The organism is Pseudomonas sp. 25 R 14, from assembly GCF_900004755.1.
Classification (GTDB): Bacteria; Pseudomonadota; Gammaproteobacteria; order Pseudomonadales; family Pseudomonadaceae; genus Aquipseudomonas; species Aquipseudomonas brenneri.
Genome location: NZ_CVTS01000046.1, coordinates 107,479 through 128,065, shown reverse-complemented (window position 1 = coordinate 128,065; position 20,587 = coordinate 107,479). Strand labels below are relative to the sequence as shown.

The 20,587-nt window shown below is 59.7% G+C and carries 20 protein-coding genes; 8 read left to right on the top strand and 12 right to left on the bottom strand.

Going from position 1 to position 20,587, the window contains the following annotated elements:
- Positions 1-27: 27 nt before the first annotated feature.
- Positions 28-573, top strand: a complete 546-nt coding sequence (locus BFQ03_RS15965; protein WP_065943537.1) for a TetR/AcrR family transcriptional regulator — start codon at positions 28-30, stop codon at positions 571-573.
- Between the two features lie 206 nt (positions 574-779).
- Here the strand turns inward: BFQ03_RS15965 and BFQ03_RS15960 are convergent, their stop codons facing one another.
- The 4 genes from BFQ03_RS15960 to BFQ03_RS15945 all read right to left on the bottom strand — a co-directional run bounded on the left by BFQ03_RS15960 (position 780) and on the right by BFQ03_RS15945 (position 3,944).
- Positions 780-1,559 carry an ABC transporter permease gene (locus tag BFQ03_RS15960; protein ID WP_032859275.1) on the bottom strand — a complete coding sequence of 260 codons (780 nt, stop codon included), beginning with the start codon at positions 1,557-1,559 and terminating at the stop codon, positions 780-782.
- A complete protein-coding gene (locus BFQ03_RS15955; RefSeq protein ID WP_032859273.1) occupies positions 1,556-2,488 on the bottom strand; it encodes an ABC transporter ATP-binding protein in 933 nt (310 codons plus the stop codon). Before BFQ03_RS15955 ends, BFQ03_RS15960 begins: the two co-directional genes overlap by 4 nt.
- 134 nt (positions 2,489-2,622) lie before the next feature.
- A complete protein-coding gene (locus BFQ03_RS15950; RefSeq protein ID WP_032859271.1) occupies positions 2,623-3,240 on the bottom strand; it encodes a glutathione S-transferase family protein in 618 nt (205 codons plus the stop codon).
- A gap of 44 nt (positions 3,241-3,284) precedes the next feature.
- Entirely contained in the window at positions 3,285-3,944 is a 660-nt protein-coding gene (locus BFQ03_RS15945) for a transglutaminase-like domain-containing protein (RefSeq protein WP_032859270.1), read from the bottom strand.
- A gap of 201 nt (positions 3,945-4,145) precedes the next feature.
- On the opposite strand from BFQ03_RS15945, the gene BFQ03_RS15940 reads away from it, so the two are divergent.
- The gene (locus tag BFQ03_RS15940; protein ID WP_065943536.1) at positions 4,146-6,593 is read left to right on the top strand and encodes an acyl-CoA dehydrogenase; all 2,448 of its coding nucleotides are present in this window, start codon (positions 4,146-4,148) and stop codon (positions 6,591-6,593) included.
- Positions 6,594-6,668: 75 nt separating this feature from the next.
- The gene (locus BFQ03_RS15935) at positions 6,669-7,076 is read left to right on the top strand and encodes a PA2817 family protein (RefSeq protein ID WP_032859267.1); all 408 of its coding nucleotides are present in this window, start codon (positions 6,669-6,671) and stop codon (positions 7,074-7,076) included.
- Between the two features lie 159 nt (positions 7,077-7,235).
- Here BFQ03_RS15935 and BFQ03_RS15930 read toward each other — a convergent pair whose 3' ends face one another.
- Positions 7,236-8,168 (bottom strand): LysR family transcriptional regulator, encoded by a 933-nt coding sequence (locus BFQ03_RS15930; protein ID WP_065943535.1) that lies wholly within the window; start codon positions 8,166-8,168, stop codon positions 7,236-7,238.
- A 90-nt stretch (positions 8,169-8,258) separates the two neighbouring features.
- Here BFQ03_RS15930 and BFQ03_RS15925 point away from each other — a divergent pair, with 90 nt between their 5' ends.
- Both BFQ03_RS15925 and BFQ03_RS15920 read left to right on the top strand, forming a co-directional pair.
- Positions 8,259-8,885, top strand: a complete 627-nt coding sequence (locus BFQ03_RS15925; protein ID WP_065943534.1) for an alanyl-tRNA editing protein — start codon at positions 8,259-8,261, stop codon at positions 8,883-8,885.
- A gap of 178 nt (positions 8,886-9,063) precedes the next feature.
- Entirely contained in the window at positions 9,064-10,803 is a 1,740-nt protein-coding gene (locus BFQ03_RS15920; RefSeq protein ID WP_065943533.1) for a dipeptidase, read from the top strand.
- A gap of 131 nt (positions 10,804-10,934) precedes the next feature.
- Here the strand turns inward: BFQ03_RS15920 and BFQ03_RS15915 are convergent, their stop codons facing one another.
- From BFQ03_RS15915 to BFQ03_RS15900, 4 genes are all read right to left on the bottom strand, one after another.
- A complete protein-coding gene (locus BFQ03_RS15915; RefSeq protein ID WP_032859262.1) occupies positions 10,935-11,417 on the bottom strand; it encodes a YybH family protein in 483 nt (160 codons plus the stop codon).
- A 16-nt stretch (positions 11,418-11,433) separates the two neighbouring features.
- Positions 11,434-12,420, bottom strand: a complete 987-nt coding sequence (locus BFQ03_RS15910; protein WP_065943532.1) for a zinc-binding alcohol dehydrogenase family protein — start codon at positions 12,418-12,420, stop codon at positions 11,434-11,436.
- Between the two features lie 10 nt (positions 12,421-12,430).
- Positions 12,431-12,808 carry a YybH family protein gene (locus BFQ03_RS15905; RefSeq protein ID WP_065943531.1) on the bottom strand — a complete coding sequence of 126 codons (378 nt, stop codon included), beginning with the start codon at positions 12,806-12,808 and terminating at the stop codon, positions 12,431-12,433.
- A 154-nt stretch (positions 12,809-12,962) separates the two neighbouring features.
- Positions 12,963-13,565, bottom strand: a complete 603-nt coding sequence (locus tag BFQ03_RS15900) for a TetR/AcrR family transcriptional regulator (protein WP_065943530.1) — start codon at positions 13,563-13,565, stop codon at positions 12,963-12,965.
- A 127-nt stretch (positions 13,566-13,692) separates the two neighbouring features.
- On the opposite strand from BFQ03_RS15900, the gene BFQ03_RS15895 reads away from it, so the two are divergent.
- The 3 genes from BFQ03_RS15895 to BFQ03_RS15885 all read left to right on the top strand — a co-directional run bounded on the left by BFQ03_RS15895 (position 13,693) and on the right by BFQ03_RS15885 (position 16,406).
- On the top strand, positions 13,693-14,694 hold the full coding sequence (locus tag BFQ03_RS15895; protein ID WP_175403903.1) for an oxidoreductase: 1,002 nt from the start codon (positions 13,693-13,695) through the stop codon (positions 14,692-14,694).
- On the top strand, positions 14,685-15,587 hold the full coding sequence (locus tag BFQ03_RS15890; protein ID WP_065943528.1) for a LysR family transcriptional regulator: 903 nt from the start codon (positions 14,685-14,687) through the stop codon (positions 15,585-15,587). The genes BFQ03_RS15895 and BFQ03_RS15890 overlap by 10 nt, the downstream gene beginning before the upstream one ends.
- A gap of 120 nt (positions 15,588-15,707) precedes the next feature.
- The gene (locus BFQ03_RS15885) at positions 15,708-16,406 is read left to right on the top strand and encodes an alpha/beta hydrolase (protein ID WP_065943527.1); all 699 of its coding nucleotides are present in this window, start codon (positions 15,708-15,710) and stop codon (positions 16,404-16,406) included.
- 118 nt (positions 16,407-16,524) lie between these two features.
- On the opposite strand, the gene BFQ03_RS15880 is transcribed toward BFQ03_RS15885, so the two are convergent.
- The 3 genes from BFQ03_RS15880 to BFQ03_RS15870 form a co-directional block, all read right to left on the bottom strand.
- On the bottom strand, positions 16,525-17,466 hold the full coding sequence (locus BFQ03_RS15880; protein ID WP_065943526.1) for a catalase family peroxidase: 942 nt from the start codon (positions 17,464-17,466) through the stop codon (positions 16,525-16,527).
- Between the two features lie 126 nt (positions 17,467-17,592).
- Entirely contained in the window at positions 17,593-19,047 is a 1,455-nt protein-coding gene (locus BFQ03_RS15875; RefSeq protein WP_032859251.1) for an aldehyde dehydrogenase family protein, read from the bottom strand.
- Between the two features lie 13 nt (positions 19,048-19,060).
- Positions 19,061-20,572 carry a GMC family oxidoreductase gene (locus tag BFQ03_RS15870; RefSeq protein WP_065943525.1) on the bottom strand — a complete coding sequence of 504 codons (1,512 nt, stop codon included), beginning with the start codon at positions 20,570-20,572 and terminating at the stop codon, positions 19,061-19,063.
- Between the last annotated feature and the right edge of the window lie 15 nt (positions 20,573-20,587).

The window sequence follows — 20,587 nt, the reverse complement described above, 5'->3', positions numbered from 1 at the left end:
GCAAATTCTTTGTGTTAAGGTTTTGGCATGGCGATAAAAGAAGGCCTCCGCCCGGGGGGCCGCAGTGCCCGGGTACAAGAGTCGGTTCATTCGGCGGTGCGTCAGTTGCTCCAGGAGCAAGAGCGCACCAGCGTGACCGTGCCCCAGATCGCCGCGCGCGCAGGCGTGACACCTTCGACGATTTACCGGCGCTGGGGCGATCTGGCCGCCCTGCTCGCCGACGTCGCCCTGGCGCGCATGCGCCCGGACAGCGAACCGGCCAACACCGGCAGCTTGCGCGGCGACCTGCGGGCCTGGGCCGAGCAATACCTGGACGAGATGAGTTCGGAACCGGGGCGTAACATGATGCGCGACGTGCAGTGCAGCCAGACGCCGGGGTATTGCGTGACGATTCTGGGCGGGCAGTTGCAGGTGATTCTGCAGCGTTATCAGGGGAGCGGCCAGGCATTACCCAGCGTAGATCGGCTGATCAACTTGCTGGCGGCGCCAACAGTATTTCGGATTCTGTTTGCTAGCGAGCCGATGCAGATTGAAGAGCTGCATGAACTAATCGAAATCGCCCTGCAGCTCTGAGCCACACACAAATCCAAATGTAGGAGCGAGCTTGCTCGCGAAGAACTTGAGAGCGCCGCGGTTATCTAGCAAACACGCGTTATCGTTGACGTCCTTCGCGAGCAAGCTCGCTCCTACAGAGGGCGATGACCGCTTAACTGACTGGCATTAGGGCAAGCCCGCACACAAGCCTACCCCAACATTTTTGAGCCTGTCCGGCTGGATGCTTAGGTCCGCATCCCACGCCCACTCACCAGCAACCGCGCACACCCGATATACAACACCACCGTGGCCACGATCATGAAGGTGATCGCCACGCTGATCTTGATATCCGACACGCCGAGGATCCCGTAGCGGAAGGCGTTGACCATATGCAGCACCGGGTTGGCCAGCGATACGGTCTGCCAGAACGGCGGCAGCAAGGTGATCGAGTAAAACACCCCGCCCAGGTAGGTCAACGGCGTCAGCACAAAAGTCGGGATGATCGAGATGTCATCGAAGTTGCGCGCAAACACTGCGTTGATAAAACCCAGCAGCGAGAAGATGGTCGCCGTCAGTACCACCACCAGGATGGTCACCCCCAGGTGATGCACCTGCAGGTCGGTGAAAAACATCGACAGCACCGTCACAATCGCCCCGACCATCAGGCCACGCAGCACGCCGCCCAGGGTGTAGCCGATCAGGATGGTGTGCGGCGAGACCGGCGAGACCATCAGTTCTTCGATGGAGCGCTGGAACTTGCTGCCAAAGAAACTCGACACCACGTTGCCGTAGGAGTTGGTGATCACCGACATCATGATCAGCCCCGGCACGATGTATTCCATGTAGGTGAAGCCACCCATATCGCCAATCTGCCGGCCGATCAGGTTGCCGAAGATCACGAAGTACAAAACCATGGTGATCGCTGGCGGCAGCAGGGTCTGCGGCCAGATGCGCATGAAGCGCTTCACTTCGCGATAGACGATGGTGTTAAGCGCTACCAGGTTGGGTTGGAACTCGGAACTCATACCGCCACCTTCGCCAGATTTTTCTCCACCAGGGACACGAACAACTCCTCAAGGCGATTGGTTTTGTTACGCAGGCTCAGCACTTCAATGTTCTGCGTGGCCAACTGGCTGAACAGCGCAGTGATGCCCATGGCTTTATCGACCTGCACTTCCAGGGTGTGGCTGTCCACCAGGCGGCTTGGGTAGCCGATCAGTTGGGGCGGCACGGACAGGTTGTTCTTCAGGTCGAGCAGGAACGTCTCGACATGCAACTGGCCCAGCAGGTTACGCATGCTGGTGTTTTCGACGATGGTGCCGTGGTCGATGATGCCGATGTTGCGGCACAACTGTTCAGCCTCTTCCAGGTAATGGGTGGTGAGGATGATCGTGATGCCTTTCTGGTTCAGCTCGGTGAGGAAAGTCCACATCGAGCGACGCAATTCGATGTCCACCCCGGCCGTCGGCTCGTCGAGGATCAGCAGGCGCGGCTCGTGCACCAGGGCGCGGGCGATCATCAGGCGGCGCTTCATGCCGCCGGACAGGGAGCGTGATGGCACGTCGCGCTTGTCCCACAGGCCCAACTGGGTCAGGTACTGCTCGGCGCGTTCCTTGGCGATTTTCGGCGGGATGCCGTAGTAACCGGCCTGGGTCACCACGATATCGAAGGTCTTTTCAAACTGGTTGAAGTTGAACTCCTGGGGCACCACACCAATGCTGCGCTTGAGCGCGGCCGGGGATTTATCCAGGTCATGGCCAAAGATATTCACCGTGCCACTGGTTTTGTTGACCAGGGTCGAGAGAATGCCAATGGTGGTGGACTTGCCGGCGCCGTTAGGGCCGAGCAAGGCGAAGAAATCACCTTCAGCGACATCCAGATCGATACCACTCAGGGCCTGGAAACCGTTGCCGTAGGTTTTGGTTAGCTGCCGGATGGACAGAGCGGAACTCATATCGGATTACGCACCAAGGAAGGGAATAGAAACAATAGATAAGGGCGCACTGCACGCAATACAACTGCGGGGCACGGCAGGCATGGTGCTTGCGTGCGCCGCACAAGTACAGTCACCCGTATTAATAGTCAGTATTAAGTCAACGCGGTCATCACCGCTTTTTGATAGGCCGGGCGTTGCTGCAAACGCTGGTACCAGGCCTCCAGATTAGGCATCGAGGGCCGTTCGATAGGCATCTCGAACCAGGCGTAGATAAAGCTGCCCAGGGGAATATCGCCCATGCCGATCTCGTTGCCCGACAGGTAGGGCTGCGTGGCCAGGGCCTGCTCCACCGTGCCCAGAGCCTCGATGCAGGCCTGGCGACCGGCATGGATGTTGTCCCAGTTCTGTTTCTCGGCGGGGGTGCGCAGCACGCCCCAGAATACGATCTTGAACGGCTCGGCCAGTGTGGAGGTGGTCCAATCCATCCATTTCTCGGCATTGGCCCGCGCCTGCAGGTCGCTTGGGTACCAACTCGATGCCTGTTTGGCGCAGAGGTAGCGCACGATGGTGTTGGATTCCCACAACACAAAATCGCCATCTTCGATCATCGGCACCCGGCCATTGGGGTTCAGCGCCCGGTATTGCGGGGTATCGACCACGCCAAAAGCCCCGCCCGCATCAATTGCCTCATAGTCCAGGCCCAGTTCCTCGGCGCACCACAGTGCTTTCCTGACGTTTGATGAATTTTTACGACCCCAGATCTTCAGCATGATCGACCTCTGAATAGATGAATGCCGGGGCAGCATACGCCGGTTCAGCCGCGACTCAAATCGCTCTGCATATCGCCTAACAGCTGCGGCGACTGCTCGCCAAACAGGTGTGGGTAACATTTCTCCAGGTGGGCAAAGAAGAATTCCTCGGGCACCTCGGCAAATTGCCCATGGTCCACCACGTACTCCATGGAGCGCTTGCCCTGGCGGTTGAAGGGGTGGAACACACTGTCATTGATCCCGTCGAAATCCAGTGGCGGCACATCGAACAATTCGCACAGCTGGCTGTTGAACGCTGGCGTGGCCTTGACCCAGCGCCCGTCCAGATACAGTTCGGTGTAGCCGTGCATGGCGAACACATCACTCTTGAGCAGCTCGATCAGGCGCGGGGTCGATAAGTGATTGCGCACGTCCGCCAGGCCAATACGCGACGGTATGCCGCAATGCCGGGCGCAGGCGGCCAGCAGGGTGGCCTTGGGCACGCAATAACTCTGCCCGGTGGCCAGGGCGTAACTGCCCGCCAGGGTTTGCGGATCGCGGCTGAAGGTGTAAGGGTTGTAGCGCACCGCTTCACGCACGGCGTAGTACAGACTGACTGCCTGGTCACGGGGGTCGCGGCTCGCACCGCGGTGTTTTTCGGCGAACTCCACCACCGTGGGGTGGTCACTATCGATGAAGCGGCTGGGACTCAAGTACGCATTCATGGGGATTTTCTCCGAGGCGAGCCTGGAGTCTAACCACAGGCCCGACCGAGGGATAACGACGATTCGGCCAAATGTCGGCGCCTGCTGCCTGTGACTGGAGAGCACTTCCCGCCACACACGTAACACCCTCAGGCACCGCTTTTTCGGATGCCGACTAAGCTCTGAGGGTGCTTCTGCCCCTGGTTTCACGGAGGATTGAATATGCTGTTGTTGTGGATACTGGTTCTGGTGCTCGGCATTGCCTACCTGGCACACCGTCGCACCGCGCCCCTGCCCGCCCTGGGTGTGGTCGCCGTCTACCTGTTGGCGATGGGTGCCTTCAGCCATGCACCGGGCTGGCTGCTACTGGTGTTCTGGGTCTTGATCGCGGTAGTCGCCGCACCGCTGCTGTTGCCCGACCTGCGCCGCCAGTACTTCACCGCACCGCTGTTCAACTGGTTCCAGAAAGTGCTGCCGCCGATGTCCGAGACCGAGCGCGATGCCATCGACGCCGGCACCGTGTGGTGGGACGGCGAGCTGTTCAGCGGCCGCCCCGACTGGGACAAACTGCTGGCCTACCCCAAGGCGCAGTTGACCGAAGAAGAACAGGCCTTTATCGACGGCCCGACCGAAGAACTGTGCGCCATGGTCACCGACTGGGAAATCGGCCAGGCCATGGACCTGCCGGCGGCGGCCTGGGACCATATCAAGCAACATGGCTTCTTCGCCCTGATCATCCCCAAGGAATACGGCGGCAAGGGCTTTTCGGCCTACGCCCACTCCCAGGTAGCGATGAAACTGGCGACCCGCAGCGGCGACCTCGCTTCCACCGTCATGGTCCCCAACTCCCTGGGCCCTGCCGAACTGCTGCTGCACTACGGCACCGACGAGCAACGCAACCACTACCTGCCGCGCCTGGCGCGTGGCGATGACATCCCGTGCTTTGCCCTGACCGGCCCGCTGGCCGGCTCCGATGCCGGTGCGATGCCCGACACCGGGGTGATCTGTAAAGGCGAATGGGAAGGCAAGGAAACCCTCGGCCTGCGCCTGAACTGGGAAAAACGCTACATAACCCTCGGTCCAGTCGCAACCCTGCTGGGCCTGGCCTTCAAGGCCCATGACCCGGACCACCTGCTGGGTGAAGAAGAAGACCTGGGCATCAGCCTGGCGCTGATCCCCACCGACACCCCGGGCGTGGACATCGGCCGCCGTCACCTGCCACTCGGTGCCGCGTTCATGAACGGCCCCAACTCCGGCAAGGACGTGTTCATTCCCCTGGACTTCCTGATCGGCGGCCAGGAGATGCTCGGCAAGGGCTGGATGATGTTGATGAACTGCCTGTCGGTAGGCCGTTCGATTTCCCTGCCGGCGGTGGGCACCGGGGCCGCCAAGTTCACCAGCCTGGTGACCGGCCAATATGCCCAGGTGCGCGAACAGTTCAATGTGCCGCTGTCGGCTTTCGAAGGCATCCAGGAGGCCCTGGCCCGCATCGGCGGCAACGCCTGGCTGATGGACAGCGCCCGCATGCTCACCGCCAACGCCGTCGACCTGGGCGAAAAACCCTCGGTACTCTCGGCCATTCTCAAGTATCACCTGACCGAGCGCGGCCGCGAGTGCATCAGCCACGCCATGGACGTGCACGGCGGCAAGGGCATCATCATGGGGCCCAACAACTACCTGGGGCGCAGTTGGCAAGGGGCACCGATCTTCATCACAGTGGAGGGCGCGAACATCCTTTCGCGCAACCTGATGATCTTCGGCCAGGGCGCGATCCGCTGCCACCCATTCGTGCTCAAGGAAATGGCCCTCGCCGGTCGTGAAGACCGCGACCAGGCGCTCAAGGAGTTCGATGGCCTGTTGATGCAGCACATCGGCTTTGCCGTGAGCAACGCTGCCAGTACCCTGGTGTTGAACCTCGGCCTGGGCCTCCTCGAAAAAGCGCCAGGCAACCGCTTGAGCCAGGGCTACTTCCGCGCGCTCAATCGCCAGGCCGCCGCGTTTGCCCTGCTGGCTGACCTGAGCATGATGCTGCTGGGCGGCGAGCTGAAGCGTCGCGAACGTCTGTCGGCAAGGCTGGGGGATGTGCTCAGCCACATGTACCTGGCCTCGGCGGCACTCAAGCGCTACCACGACCTGGATTCACCGGATCACCTGGAACCGCTGTTTGCCTGGGCCATGGAAGAAAGCCTCGGCCAGTCGGAGCGTGCGCTGGATGAACTGCTCAGCAACTTCCCTAATAAAGTGCTGGGCTGCCTGCTGCGGGTAATCGTGTTCCCGTTCGGCCGTCGCCATACAGGCCCATCCGATGCACTGGATGCCGAAGTCGCCGCCGTGATTGGCCGGGCCAAGGGCGATCCGACCCTCGAAGAACTACTGGCTGGCTGCTACCGCCCACAATCAGCCGAAGACCCGGTGGGCGCGTTGCAACAGGCCTACGACCTGCTGGGTGCCAGCCACCCGCTGCAGAAAAAACTCCACAGCGCGCTCAAGAGTGGCCAGGTCAAGCCTCGCGCCGGGGAACACGCCATCGATGCCGCATTGGAAGCTGGCGTATTGCAAGCGGCTGAAGCACAGACCCTGCGTGAGGCTGAAGCGGCGCGACGCAAGGTGATCGACGTGGATGACTTCAGCAAGGAGGAGCTGGCCCAGGCCCCCGGCAGGGTCCGTTAAGCCAGCGGTCATATAAAAGCGGGCGCGAGAGCTATATACTCTCGCGCCCGTTTTTGCTTTTGAGGACTTACTCTCGTGTCCAACGTCGTTGCCGATCATCTCGTCTTGCTCGACCACCTGCGCAGCATCCTGGTAGCCGTCGGCGAAGCCGAACAGGTTCCCGAGGAAAGCCACGTCTTGTTCCTGGAACGCTTTGATGAACTGCGGGCCCTGCTGCCCATCGACCCGATCGAAAGCCAATACCTGGGCCAGGACATGATGAGCCAGGTCATCCTGCGCTACCCGCAGATTGCCCATCTGGTACCGCGCGACCTGCTGTGGTTCTTCGGCGGTGACTGCCTGCACTTCATGCCCGACGATGAACTGGATATGTACCAGGCCCTGGAAGAACGCCGCTTCGAAGCCGAACAGAACGACGAACCGTTCGACTGGAACCAGGAAAAACAGCTGCTGGCCATGCCCCACGACCAGTCCAAGCACTGATCCCGAAAGCACTGGATATCAAATGTGGGAGCGGACTTGTGCGGGCTTGCTCGCGAATACGGTGTGTCATTCAACACATCCAGCGATTGATTCACCGCTTTCGCGCGCAAGCCCGCTCCCACACACGCCTCTCCCATATTGTTTTCGACCGCATTGTTCCTACCGCCTGCGCAACGTCGGCTCCTTCGCCATGCATTCCACCAGATAATCAATAAACACCCGCAGCTTCGGCGGCAGGTACCGCGTGGGTGAATGCAGCAACCAGGCATCCCCATGGTACGAGGCAATGAAATCCCAGTGCGGCAAGACCTGCACCAGGCGCCCCTCCTCCAATGCATGCCGCGCGGTGAAGTACGGCAAGCTGCCAATCCCGACATCCTGCAGCACCGCATCCAACCGCACTCCCGTGTGGTTGGCCGCGTACCGGCCGCGCACGCCGACCGTCACCGTCTTGCCTGCCTGGCGGAATTTCCAGCGTGCGTCCCCGGGGGTTTCTCCCAGGTAAATACAACTGTGTTCCAGCAAGTCATGGGGATGCAGCGGTGTGCCGTGCGCGGCCAAATACTGCGGCGTGGCACAGAGCAGATGCTCGATCGGCAACAACTGGCGCCCCACCAACCCCGGCGGCGGGCTGTCGGTGATACGGATGCTCAAGTCGACATTGTCATCGATCATATCCACCTGCCGATCCTCCAGGATCAATTGCACATCGACCTTGGGATAACGCCGCAAAAACTCCGGCATGTGCGGATGCACCACAAACCGCCCCACCGCCTTGGGCACGCTGACTCGCACCAGTCCTTCGGCCTCGTGGGTGTACTGGCCGCTGATTTCCATCACCGAGCGCGCCGCGTTGACCATCTCCTGGCAGCGCTTGAAGACTTCTTCACCCCCCTCACTCAGGCGCAACTTGCGCGTGGTGCGCTGCAACAAACGCGTGGCCAGGGCCTGTTCCAGGCGCGAGATGCTGCGGCTCACGGACGATGGCGAAGCGCCCAGTTGGCGCGCCGCTTCGGAGAAACTGCCGGTTTCCACAACCTTGACGAAAATCGCCATTTCGCCCAGCAGTGGCAGAGGAAGATTGATGCTCATGACGCACAGGTCCATTGATATTTGAATGGATTATCACTCATCCGAGCACTATTTATACTGCCCGGTAGAACCCTGATGCGGATGTAGACCATGACCCAGCGCCTGTTTTTTACCCACGACCACCTGGTTGCCGATGTCGATGTGCTGGAGTGCACGCCCCATGAACAACAGTTTGCAGTGGTACTGCAATCGACCATTTTCCACCCCCAGGGCGGCGGCCAGCCCTTTGACACCGGCTGGCTGGGGGATAGCACCGTCGTGAAAGTCGTGCAGGAAGCCGGGCGCATCGTGCATTACGTCGACCGCCCCCTCACGCCGGGCCCCACCCAGGCCCGCATCGACGCACAACGGCGCGCCTTGCATGCGCGCCTGCATTCGGCCGGGCATTTGATCGGCAACGCTGGCGAAACCCTGGGTTGGATGCCGATCAAGGCCCACCACTGGCCCGGCGAAGGCAAGATCAGCTTTATCCGTGGCGAGTCGGCGCAAGTCATGGAGGCCGAAACCCTGCAGGACCAGGTCAACCAGTGGATCGCCGCAGACTTGCCACGCCACATGGTGCTGGACGGCGATAGCCGGGAAGTCGGCTTTGGCGACCTGCCGCCCTACGCGTGTGGCGGCACCCATGTGCAAGCGCTTGCCCAAGTGGGCCAGGTCACCATCCTCGGCCTGTCCGAGAAAAAAGGCACCCTGTCGGTGCGCTACAGCCTGGACTGACTCAACCGCGATAAACCTGAGAATGCCAGTATTGGCCAGAGGCGGCATTTGCATATTGCCATAGGACATACCCCATCAAAGGCCCCTCCCTCTCAAAAGTGCTGCTAGTGTTTAGAAGTGTTTCCGACACAGACTTCAGAAACATCTTACAAGCCACCAGCAAAGGAATGCCCCAACAATGAACCTTTCCCTCAAACACTTGGCCGCTGCCACTCTGATGATTGCCAGCCTGTCTTCGGTTAGCGTGTCTGCCGTCGCCAGCATCAACCCGCAGCAGAGTGCGACTATTCTCAAAAGCCTGAATGACGCCTCGATCAAGGATTTCCGTACGTTCCTCGGCAACCTGGCTAAGAGCGATGTGGCGAAAACCGCCAACCTGGGCCCGGCAATCGAGGCTTTTCTCAACAATAAGGTGCTGACTGCAGAGCAGCAGAACGACGTCTATCGCCTGTTGGGGCTCTATACACGGGTTAAATACGGCGCAGCTGCCACCGAGTCCCTACGTGAACTGGTGGTCATTCCAACCGTCCAAATCGAGGGTGTTCCCCAGCATGAAAATCCTGAGTTTTTCAAGATTGCCGCAAAGATCAAGGCCTTGGCGCAATCCTTCAACCTGAGCTTTCGCAATGTCGACAACCGCGTCTATGAAATATCCCTAGAGGGCACGGGGGATGAAGTCGTCGGCCTTCATGCCCACGCGGATGTGGTGCCGGTGACACCAGAGAACTGGGTGCTGGAAGACGGCACCGTACTCGACCCCTTCGACGTCACCCTGGTCGGTGACCGCATGTATGGCCGGGGCACCGAAGATGACAAGAACGGCATCGTGGTCACACTGTATGCCATGAGGGTGATCAAGGAAGAAAAACTGCCGCTGGCACGCAGCTTCAAGCTGCTGGTTGACACCACTGAAGAAACCACCGGCGACGCGATCCCCTACTACCTAGAACGCAACCCGACACCCACCTATAACCTGGCGCTGGATGGCAGCTACCCGGTAGTGATCGCCGAGAAAGGCTATGGCACCGTAATGGCCACCTTCACCCGGCGTAAGGGCGAGGGCAATGGCGCCGAAATCCTCTCGATGACCGGCGGCCTTGCAACCAACCAGATTCCTTCGACGTCAGTCGCGATACTGCACAGCGACACACCCGCCGAATTGGCCACCAGCCTGCAGCAAGCCGGCACTGCTTATGTCAAGGCCAATGGCAATGATTTCACGGTCGAAGCCAAGGTGGTCGACAAAGAAGTCAGGCTGACCGTGACAGGCGTATCCGCTCACTCTTCCACGCCAGAGTCGGGCATCAACCCGGTGGCGCGAATGCTGGACTTCATCAACAGCCTGAACGGCAAAGTTGCACTCAAACATAACGAGATTACCGACGCCGCCCGCTACTCCGCCGATAACTGGGGCCTGGACTACCTGGGCAACAAATTGGGTGTGGGTTTCTCCGATGACTTCATGGGCCCACTGACCGCATCCCTGACCCTTGTCGCAATGGATGAAAAAACCTTCAGATTGGCGGTCAATCTGCGAGTGCCCAAAGGCAAGTCGCCGGAAAAACTCAAGAAAGAAATCGCCGACAAACTAAGCGCCTGGAGCATCAAGAACCGCATCATACCGGCCTTCGATTACTCGATTGCCGCGCCGATGTACCGTAACCCCGAGGGCGAATGGGTCAAGACGTTGCTGATCGTAGCTGCGGAAAACCTGGGCATGGAACACAAGTTCCGCAGCTCAGCCGGCGCGACATCCGTGCATGACCTGCCCAACGGCGTGCAATTCGGCCTGGCACGACCTGAAGTCAAATACACCGGCCACACCGACAACGAGTTCAAGACCACCGAGCAGTTCCTGCTGGACCTGCAGATCGTCACCGAAATGATGGGGCGTATCGGGCAGTTGCCGAAACTCTGACTGATTGTCTGGATCCGCTCTGTTGGCGGGTCCATTTCCCCGAGTTTGAATCGCTGACACACAAAAACGCCGCTCATAACCGAGCGGCGTTTTTGTGTGCCTGCCATCCGAGGCATGGCCTCCATTCGCAACTACCTGGGAGCGTTGGTAGAAGAGAAAATGTAACGCGCAAAACGCCATTTCCCATCGGCCTCCCGATGCAGCAAGAAGATTTCCTGATTCCCTTCAGCACCACCAGGTTGAGCACTTGCCAGTGGCGTGGCGGTGCCATTGGAGCGCGTGCGTGCAAAAGCCCAATCCCGTGACAGCGGTCGAATCTCGTCAATCGTAAAGCGTATGTTGAGTTTGATCGCGGCGAAGACCTGCTGGTAGGCCTGGCGTACGGCGTCACGCCCGACCGCCGGCAAACTGTTTTGCGGCATGAACACCGCGTCCTGTGCATAAAGCGCCATCACCTGATCCAGGTCAGAAGCGTTCAGCGCCGCCTGATAATGGTTCAGTTGGGCTGTGACCGCCTCTTTCACATCCTCTTTTTCAGGGGCCGGTTGAGCGGCCAGGGCAAGGGCGGGGAGGAGCAAGGCGCCCAAGGTCAGCGCCAGGAATGAAGTCCGCATGATGTACTCCTTAATGTCAGAGTTTTACAACCAGTTTGCCCAGGGCCCCATCGCTTTCCATCAGGCGATGAGCATCAGGGATCTGTTCGAAATCGAAGGTTTTCGTACGGATCGACGGCATGCGCCCCGCTTCGACTTCTTTGGCAATCCACAACAGGGGGCTGTCCTTGAGGGGCATGTCCGGCGTGCCCAGCAAGCCGCTGCCAAAGAAGTTCAGCTTCACCGCCGAAGGCAGGTCCTGCATCAAGTGCAACTGCTCCAGGATCGGCGCGCCGCCCAGCAAACCGATCACACTGACCGCCCCGAATGGGCGCACGGTCTTGAGGCTGTCGCGCAGGGTTGCCGCACCGACCACCTCCAGTACCGCATCCACCCCTTGAGGCACCAACTGGCGCACGTGTTCGGCAATCGCGCCGTTGTCGACCACCACCTCATCAGCCCCCATCTCACGCAGACGCTGGATCTTGTCTGCCGAACGGGTCGTGGCAATCACTTTCAAGCCACGGGCCTTGGCATAGGTCAGTGCCGCCAGGCCGACCGAAGACGTCGCACCCCGCACCAGCAGCGTCTGCCCTGGCTCAATCGCCAGGCTCTTGTCCAACGCGCCCCACACCGTGAGGTAGGCTTCAGGCAATGCGGCAAGCTCTTCCCATGACAGCGTCGAACCGTCCAGGGAGATCACGTTGCTGCGCAACACCGTCACCTCTTCGGCATAACTGCCATTGCGGGCGAACTGCATCCCTCCCATGGCCGTAGCAACACGCTGGCCGGTGCGAAAAGTGCCCGACGGGTCATGAATCACCTCACCCACTGCCTCGATACCTGGCACTCGGGGAGCGGTGATCGGGCCCATTTTCCCGGCACGCAGATAGGTCTCGGCACGGTTGAGGCCCAATGCCCGGACACGGATCCTGACTTCATCGTCCGAGGGTTGCACAGAGGGAATGTCGCGTAGCTTCAAGGCATCAGGCGTGCCAGCTTGTTCAATGACAAAAGCTTTCATGGTGATGACCTCAGGCGCGTGGTTGAGTGGTGGCGAACAGGTAGCGATGAATCTTCCAGTTACCTTGTTCATTGCGGAACACAAACAACTCATTGTTGCCCTCGGTCACATCAATCCCGGCCGCCAGAATGTGTGTGGTACCCGCCGAGGAGGTGCGTACCCAGGCCCAGTTACCGACTTCCTCTATCTCGTGGATGCTGAACTTGACATTCAGTTTGAGGGTGGCGAAGACCTGCTCGTAACCAGCTTGCACGGCGTCACGGCCGACCAGGGCAGGTGCATGCTGAGGCATGAACACCGGCTCGCTGCCGTACAAGTCGAGGATGGTTTTGATGTCGTTAGTGTTGAGGGCTGTTTCGTAACGGCTGAGAACAGATTTGATGGTCATCATGAAGCTCCGATTGATTTGAAGGTTCCGGCGTTGAGCCAGTGACGTCACTATCTATCAATCAGGTTTGGATATTAACCACTCAGAATGACAACCTTTCTCTCATTTATGGAAGGACAAGAACAGTAGGGTATCGCCCTGACGTCTTACAGAATCACACCGGCAACGGTGGCCATACGCCCATCGCGGTGTCCACAAACGCAATCATCTGTTCATACGGGACCTGGTCTTTGGCCTGCACGCTCAGGCCAAACATGACGGTGGTGTAGAAACCCGACAGGGTTTGAACATTCGTCTCTGCCGGCACATCTCCGTCGCACAGGCCTTGGTGAATGCGCGACTCGATCAGTCGGTGGGTTTCTCTGCGCTGTGCGCTGAGCTCGTCCTGGATTACCTGGCTTTCCGGGGTTCCGGACAACGCCGCCAGCACCACCAGGCAGCCACGGGGCGGATGGCTGCGATAAAACCGCGTGACCGTCTCCTTGAGCAAAACCTCCACCGCCTCGCGAGCCGTCGCAGCGTCTGCCAGGACGCTGTAGCGATAGGCGCCATGATGGGTGAGGTAGTGATCCAGCGCGGCGCGGAACAAACCTTCCTTGTTCTTGAAGGCGGCATACAGGCTTGGCGGGTTGAGCTCCATGGCCTGGGTCAGTGCGGTCAACGATGCCCCTTCGTATCCCCGCAACCAAAACACATCCATTGCCTGTTCCAGCACGTGCCCGCGGTCAAAGGCGCGCGGCCTTCCTCGTTCAGCCATGTTTCCCCCTCCTGATAATAACGATCACTACAAAAAATATTGACACGATCACTTGCCCTGAATTATTACATAGCGATCGTTATGTATATAGCCCCGGTTTTCCTGGCGGTACCAGAGGATGCACTCCGTGACAACGCGCTTACTTACACCCCTGGATATCGGGACTGTGACGCTGAAAAACCGCAGGATTTTTACCCCCCAAGTGCCCTCCTCGTCCCAGTCAGCCAGGCCTTGCAGCGTTCAATGCGTGGATGCCGGGCTGGTGATTGCATCGGGGGCACCTGTCTGCCCCGAAGGCCAGGGCCATACCGATGCCTCGGGTCTTTATTCAGCCGAGCAGGTCGCCGGCTGGAAAGTCGTTACCGACCGTTTTCATCAAGCCGGCTGCTTGATTGCCGCCCAGCTCTGGCATGTGGGTCGCGTGTCCCACCGTGACCTGCAACCGGACAATCACCCGCCCCTTGCCCCCTCGGCAATCCGAGCCCGCTCAGAGGTGTTCATCTGCAATGGCCAAGGCGCAGGCATCGGGGTGCCGGCCGCGAGCCCCAGGCAAATGACCCTGGCAGACATTCACGTGACCCAACAGGCGTTTGTGGACGCCGCCGTCAATGCAATGGCTGCCGGGTTTGACCTGGTTGAGATTCATGGCGCCAGCGGCTATCTGATTGAGCAGTTTCTGGCCACTGGTAGCAATTTGCGCCAGGACGAGTATGGAGGATCACTGGAAAGCCGTGCCCGGTTCCTGCTGGAAATCGTCGATCAGTTGATCAGGGTGCTAGGCGCGCAGCGCATTGGTGTGCGCCTGTCCCCCTGGGGCACCCTCAATGACATTGAAGATCGCGAACCCCACGCCATGGCCCTGTACCTGGCCGAGGAACTTAACCACCGCAACATTGCTTACCTGCACCTGGTGCAATGGCTGCCGGGCACAGGGCCGGCCTACCCCGAAGGCTTTTGCCGATGGCTACGGGCGGCCTTCAAGAACCCCTTGATCGTGTGCGCCAACCCCGATAGCGAGAACAGTGAGCGGCGGCTGCTTCAGGGCCTGGCAGACGCCGTCGCCACGACAACCTTATCCAGGCGATGTGCCTGTGACTCAAAGCCCCAAGAAACTGCAGCATGGATCTGAATGCGGTCCGCATGTTCGCGGCCACGGCGCAATCCGGCAGCCTGACGGCCGCTGCCGAGCACCTGGGCATTCCACTTGCCACCATCAGCCGTCGGGTCCGGGACCTGGAGCGCGAGCTCAATGTGCAGCTGTTGCAACGCTCGGTGCACGGCACATGCCTCACCGACGCCGGCATGCGCCTATACCAGCACGCCAACCGGGGCCTTGAGATACTGGCCAATGGCGAACGCGCCTTGCTCAACGATCAGGCTCGGCTTAAAGGGCTCTTGCGGCTTTCACTACCGTCCTCGCTCACGCCATGGTGGGAGATGCTCTCAAGGTTCCAGCAGCGTTACCCAGGCATTGTGCTGCAGGTCCGGACCTGCGACAGGCCCATCAAGATGATCGAAGAAGGTGTCGATGTGAGCATGCGCATTGGCCGTTGCACCGGGCACTCCTTGAGCACTCAACGGATGCTCGCTTACCACCATGTGCTGGTGGCGGCCCCCGCATTGCTTCAGCGCCTGGGGGTGCCCGCCAGGGTCAAAGACTTGCACCAGTTCCCTTGTGGCGTCTGGAGCCAAGGCACCACGGCTTATTGGCGCCTGGGAAAGGAAATATTCAAACCTGAGCCGACGATCGTCACCAACGACTACACCCATTTGTGCAACCGCGCCCTGGCCGGTGACGTGGTGACCGAGCTGCCTCCCTTCATGACAATGGAGCACATCAAAAACCAGCAGTTGGTTGCCTTGCTGGAGGATCACCCGCTCCCTGACCTGGAGATCACACTGCACTACGCTTCACACCCGCATCCCTCGCCCATTGTGCAGACCTATCTGGATTTTGCCCGGCAGCACATAAAGCATCCTGCACGGTTCGATGCCCATTCGACCGATCTGACTCACGCATAAGTCATCTCCTCTCTCAAGAACGGGATCCTGCCTCTCGCCAGCGACCCTACTCATGAAATTCAAATGGCATTAGCTTTTTCAAAGCGTGCAAACGCATCCATGCACTGAGGAGTGACACACATGACAACTAAACCTGCTGTGCTATTGGTACACGGTTTTTGGGGCGGGGCTGCACACTGGAGCAAGGTTATCGTTGAGCTGACACACAAAGGCTATACGAACATCCATGCCGTTGAACTGTCGCTGACCTCACTGGCCGAAGACGCTGAACGCACTCGCAAGATGATCGCCCAACAATCGGGGCCGGTTCTGCTGGTGGGCCATTCTTATGGCGGTGCGGTCATTACCGAGGCGGGTGACCAACCCAATGTCATCGGCCTGGTGTACATAGCCGCCTTTGCACCTGACGCAGGCGAGAGCCCTGCAAGCATCACCCAGGCACACCCGCCTGTCGCAGCCGCCAACCTTGTGCCTGACAGCGACGGCTATCTTTGGGTCAAGCCCGAGCTGTTCCATGAGAGCTTCTGCCAGGACCTCAGCGCCGATGAAGCCATCGTGATGGGCGTCACGCAAAAAGCACCATTGGTCAGTACCTTCGCCAACACCATCAGCGCCCCGGCCTGGAAGAAAAAACCTTCGTGGTATCAGATCTCCAGTGATGACCGCATGATCGCCCCCGAAAACGAACAGCGCATGGCCAACCGACTCAATGCGCAAAAGGTCATCACCCTGCACGCCAGTCACGCTTCGCTGGCATCAAGACCGATCGAAGTTGCCGCGTTTATTGATCAGGCCGCTGTTGCCGCCTGCAGCAGCTAACCGTCGCACTTGAGCACCCCCATCCTGTGGCGGGTGCTTGAGACTGCCGCTTACATCAGCCCTGGTGGCGAGAGTCGATCATGAAAAAGCAAGCGTTGGTCGATAACACCGCGCGCCCTTACGGTTGACGCCGACGCAAAGCGGCGCGCCGATAGATCTCGTGCCGCGCAGCAATCATCGGATCACTACTGGTTTCTATGCCATCTACCAGGCGCCCAGGGTCAAAGGCCATGACTTGCTGGGCCACGGCTTGCTGCGATGCCGGGACCAGGGTGCGCAACGTCAATATGCCCAGTTCGACTTCACGGTGGGCCTGCGCCCCTTTGCGAGGCCACGGGATGGAACCGTCATCAACGGCATCGCCGGGCGCGGCCAGTTGCAGAATCAGGCGCATATTCACAGGCCCGACACCCAGGCGCCCAGCCATTGCCTGTTGCAAATAATCATCAGGCATCGTGGCCAATTGCTCATCACCGAGCAACGGCTCCCTGATCTGCGGCTCGATGCGATAACGACCAATATGGCGCCCGCCTTGGGCATCAACAAACACCAGGCTATTGACCCCAAAATACTCGATCGAAGTGTAACTGCGAGGAGCCGGCTTAACCGCTTCAAGGAATGCCTGCGCCCTGGGGTGATCTGCCAGGAACGCCTGTAGCGGCGCCGGATTGGCAGGCGATGCGACGCTGGCAGCAATCCCCTGCAAAAATGCCAGAAACGCTTGAGGGGTGGCAACGGGAAAGCCGTCGAAAGAGTGCGCGACAATATCCGTTGACTGGCCACCCGGCAGTTCAAATCGAATGGCCATGCCATGGGGACTCGCACTGGGATCACCATCGCGGGTGGACGGCACACCGCTGAAGTTCGAGAACCGTACCAGCACGGGCACACCTTCTCCCTGAAAGTGAGCCGCCCTACTCAGGCCTTGCGCAGCTTGTGACGCAACAAATGTACCGCCGACCAATACGCCTTTGGCATGCGCAATGCGAAACCCCGGATGGTTGCCAAACGTTGCGTAGAGAGCGTCTAGCAACGCGTCGTACAGCTGACTCTGTGACATAGGCACGCTCCTTTGGATCTGCAACTTATCCTGATTGGCGACTACTGGCCCAGAGATTGCGAGCATCCCTGTCAGCACTACCGTCGCCAGTGGTTTCAAGAAGCCCACGAACTCAAACCTGCACAGTCACTGGCGCGGGCCAGGGTTGAGGGCAATGTGTTTGTATTCAACGAAATCATCCATGGCCGCCATCCCGTTGAGCCGCCCTTGACCTGATTGTTTGAACCCGCCCTCTTCGAACTCGTCGTAGACCACCGCCCAATCGTTGACCCACACCGTCCCCGCCTCAAGCTCACGGGCAACCCGCAGGGAACGGTCGATATCCCGTGTCCAGATGCTCGCGGCCAGGCCGTATTCGCTGTTGTTGGCCAACTCGATGGCTTGGGCTTCAGTGTCGAAGACTTGCAGGGTCAGTACCGGCCCAAAGGTTTCATACTGCACGATCGACATGTCCGCGTCGTTTACTTGCAGCAGCGTCGGACGGTAAAACGCCCCCTGCGCCAACGGTCCCTCAGTGACCGGACCACCGCGCACGATGACCTGCGCTCCGGCAGCAATCGCCGCCTCAACCACCTTGTTGACGCGTTGCACGTTGGCCTTGTCGATCAAGGGTCCCATTTCACTCGCGGGATCCGCTGCCGGGCCGACGCGCACCGCTTTGAGACGGGCGGCCAGGCGCTCAATCAATACAGGCGCAATATCGCGCTGCACCAGCAGACGCGAGCCGGTCATGCAGAACTGTCCAGCGAAAACCGTCAGGGCCTTTTCCAGGGTCGGCACTGCCGCCTCAAGATCAGCATCGGCAAACACCACCATGGGTGTTTTCCCTCCCAGCTCCAGGCCAAAGCGCTTGAGGTGTTGCGCGCCGACGGCTGAAATGCTGCGACCGGTACTCGTGCTGCCGGTAAAGCTGATCACCGGTACGTCGGGGGACTCAACCAGATGCTTGGAACCTTGCGGCCCGAGCTCGCTGAACAAGTTGATGACCCCCTTGGGCAACGAGACGGCTTGCGACATGATCCGCGATACCAACGTGTTGGTCTGGGCTGTCTGGCCGGGCATTTTGATTACCGCCGTACAGCCCGCCGCCAGGGCCGGGGCCAGGGAGCGGATCATCAGTACAACCGGTGAGTTCCAAGGCGCAATGATGCCTGCCACCCCGACGGCCTGGCGGATGACCAGGGAAATCTTGCCGGGCTTCGGTTCGGCGGCCCGTCCGTATTCGGCCCTGGCGAGCGCCGCGTAATAACGCAACTTGGAGGGCACCATGCTGACTTCAAACTGTGCCTCGGGCTTGATCTTGCCATTTTCCAGCGCGAGGATTTCGATCAACGCGGGAGTGTTACGCTCAAACGCATCCGCCAACTCCAGCAGTACCTGGGCACGCAAGTGGCGGTCGTCTTTCCAGGCCGTTTGCACAAATGCCCGACGTGCCGCCTCGATGCCTTTCTGTGCCTCATTCTGTCCGCCATTGGCATAGCGACCAATGACGTTGGAGGTCGCGGGGTCAAAGGACTCTTTGTAGTCGCCAGAATCAAGCCATTGACCATCAATCCAGTTCAGCGCGGTAGTTGGATTCATTTTATAAATTCACTCAGCGATAGAGGTGGGCAATTTTTTCGGCGGTGGCAATCACCGTGATATTGATCGCGACAGAAGGCACATCAGGAAAAATCGAAGCATCCACCACCCGCAGGCCATGCAGCCCCAGGACCCGGCCTTCCAGGTCAACCACCGCCCGCGGATCGCCTGCATGGCCCATAGGCGCGGTAGACGTGGGGTGATGGTAGGTATCAAGACTTGCCCGAACACTGGCCAGCAGCGCCTCGTCGGAGTCGGCGCCCGCACCGGGATTGAGTTCTGAATGAACAAACTGGCTCAAGGGCGCGCTCGCACCGATCCTGCGAGACAAGCGAATCCCTTCCAGCAGGCGCTGGCGGTCTTGCTCTTGGGCAAGAAAGTTGAGGTCGATCTTCGGGGCCACCAGCGGGTCGCGACTGACCAGCGTCACCTTGCCCGTGGACAAAGGCCGAGTCAGCGCCACGGCAAGCACAAACCCCACCTTGGTCGGGCTCTGCTCATGCGGGAACAAGTGGGTGGCGGTGATATGCAAATCCAGTTCACCGCCCTGGGCTGTGCTGCTATGAGTCCAGAGCTTGGCGCCGATTGCCGGGGATTGACTGCCGATCTGATCGGGCTGCGCGGCATACGCGTTGTAGTAGAACGGATGATCCACCAGGTGCTGACCCACTGGCAGGTCCGCCACCAGTGGAATCTGCAGGCCCTGCAGATCCGCAGCAGGACCAATGCCAGAGCGCAGCAGGATCGCGGCACTGCCATAGGTACCGGCACAGAGGATAACTTCGTCGGCCAGGAGCTTTTCGCCATTGGCCAGTTGCACCCCCGTGGCCTGCTTGCCATCGAACAACACCTTATCCACCAACGTGTCGGGACGAATATGCAGGTTGCGGCGCGAGCGGACGGGGTCTGTCAGATAGGCCATGCCCGTATTGACGCGCACGCCGTTGACCACGTTCATCGGATATGGCCCGACTCCGTCGGCCTGCGACCCGTCAAAGTCCTCGATCACCTTGAAACCATTGGCCACCGTAGCGTCGATAAAAGCACGCTGCATGGGGGTCACATCCGCGCGGCTCAATTGATGCACGGGAAGCGGCCCGTCATGACCATGCAAGGCACTCTCGCCGCCGCTGTGGGTTTCCAGTTTTTTGAACCAGGGCAGCATTTGCTCGAAGCTCCAGCCAGGCAGATTCCAGCGCTGGAAATCAGCCTCCCGGGCACGAATCGCTACAGCACCATTGACACCCGAACTGCCTCCCAGCACCTTGCCGCGCACGGCACCAATGGGATGGTCGATGTAGCCGGGCTGGGTCTTGTATCCCCATTCAAACTCGGGGTTGCCATTGGCTCCGACAATATCGCTCTTGGCGATGATCTCGGGATAGTTGCTGGAGGTATAACTATGCCCAGCTTCGAGCAGGACTACCTGGCGCCCGTTGCTTTCACTCAAGCGACGGGCAAGTACCGCACCGGCGGAGCCACCACCGACAATAATCACGTTTATAGTACCAAGAGTACTCGTCATATTATTTCTCCTGCT

Coding starts and splice junctions, on each gene's coding strand:
- BFQ03_RS15965 (WP_065943537.1), top strand. CDS start 28: ATGGCGATAAAAGAAGGCCTCCGCCCGGGGGGCCGCAGTGCCCGGGTA.
- BFQ03_RS15960 (WP_032859275.1), bottom strand. CDS start 1,559: ATGAGTTCCGAGTTCCAACCCAACCTGGTAGCGCTTAACACCATCGTC.
- BFQ03_RS15955 (WP_032859273.1), bottom strand. CDS start 2,488: ATGAGTTCCGCTCTGTCCATCCGGCAGCTAACCAAAACCTACGGCAAC.
- BFQ03_RS15950 (WP_032859271.1), bottom strand. CDS start 3,240: ATGCTGAAGATCTGGGGTCGTAAAAATTCATCAAACGTCAGGAAAGCA.
- BFQ03_RS15945 (WP_032859270.1), bottom strand. CDS start 3,944: ATGAATGCGTACTTGAGTCCCAGCCGCTTCATCGATAGTGACCACCCC.
- BFQ03_RS15940 (WP_065943536.1), top strand. CDS start 4,146: ATGCTGTTGTTGTGGATACTGGTTCTGGTGCTCGGCATTGCCTACCTG.
- BFQ03_RS15930 (WP_065943535.1), bottom strand. CDS start 8,168: ATGAGCATCAATCTTCCTCTGCCACTGCTGGGCGAAATGGCGATTTTC.
- BFQ03_RS15925 (WP_065943534.1), top strand. CDS start 8,259: ATGACCCAGCGCCTGTTTTTTACCCACGACCACCTGGTTGCCGATGTC.
- BFQ03_RS15920 (WP_065943533.1), top strand. CDS start 9,064: ATGAACCTTTCCCTCAAACACTTGGCCGCTGCCACTCTGATGATTGCC.
- BFQ03_RS15915 (WP_032859262.1), bottom strand. CDS start 11,417: ATGCGGACTTCATTCCTGGCGCTGACCTTGGGCGCCTTGCTCCTCCCC.
- BFQ03_RS15910 (WP_065943532.1), bottom strand. CDS start 12,420: ATGAAAGCTTTTGTCATTGAACAAGCTGGCACGCCTGATGCCTTGAAG.
- BFQ03_RS15905 (WP_065943531.1), bottom strand. CDS start 12,808: ATGACCATCAAATCTGTTCTCAGCCGTTACGAAACAGCCCTCAACACT.
- BFQ03_RS15900 (WP_065943530.1), bottom strand. CDS start 13,565: ATGGCTGAACGAGGAAGGCCGCGCGCCTTTGACCGCGGGCACGTGCTG.
- BFQ03_RS15890 (WP_065943528.1), top strand. CDS start 14,685: ATGGATCTGAATGCGGTCCGCATGTTCGCGGCCACGGCGCAATCCGGC.
- BFQ03_RS15885 (WP_065943527.1), top strand. CDS start 15,708: ATGACAACTAAACCTGCTGTGCTATTGGTACACGGTTTTTGGGGCGGG.
- BFQ03_RS15880 (WP_065943526.1), bottom strand. CDS start 17,466: ATGTCACAGAGTCAGCTGTACGACGCGTTGCTAGACGCTCTCTACGCA.
- BFQ03_RS15875 (WP_032859251.1), bottom strand. CDS start 19,047: ATGAATCCAACTACCGCGCTGAACTGGATTGATGGTCAATGGCTTGAT.
- BFQ03_RS15870 (WP_065943525.1), bottom strand. CDS start 20,572: ATGACGAGTACTCTTGGTACTATAAACGTGATTATTGTCGGTGGTGGC.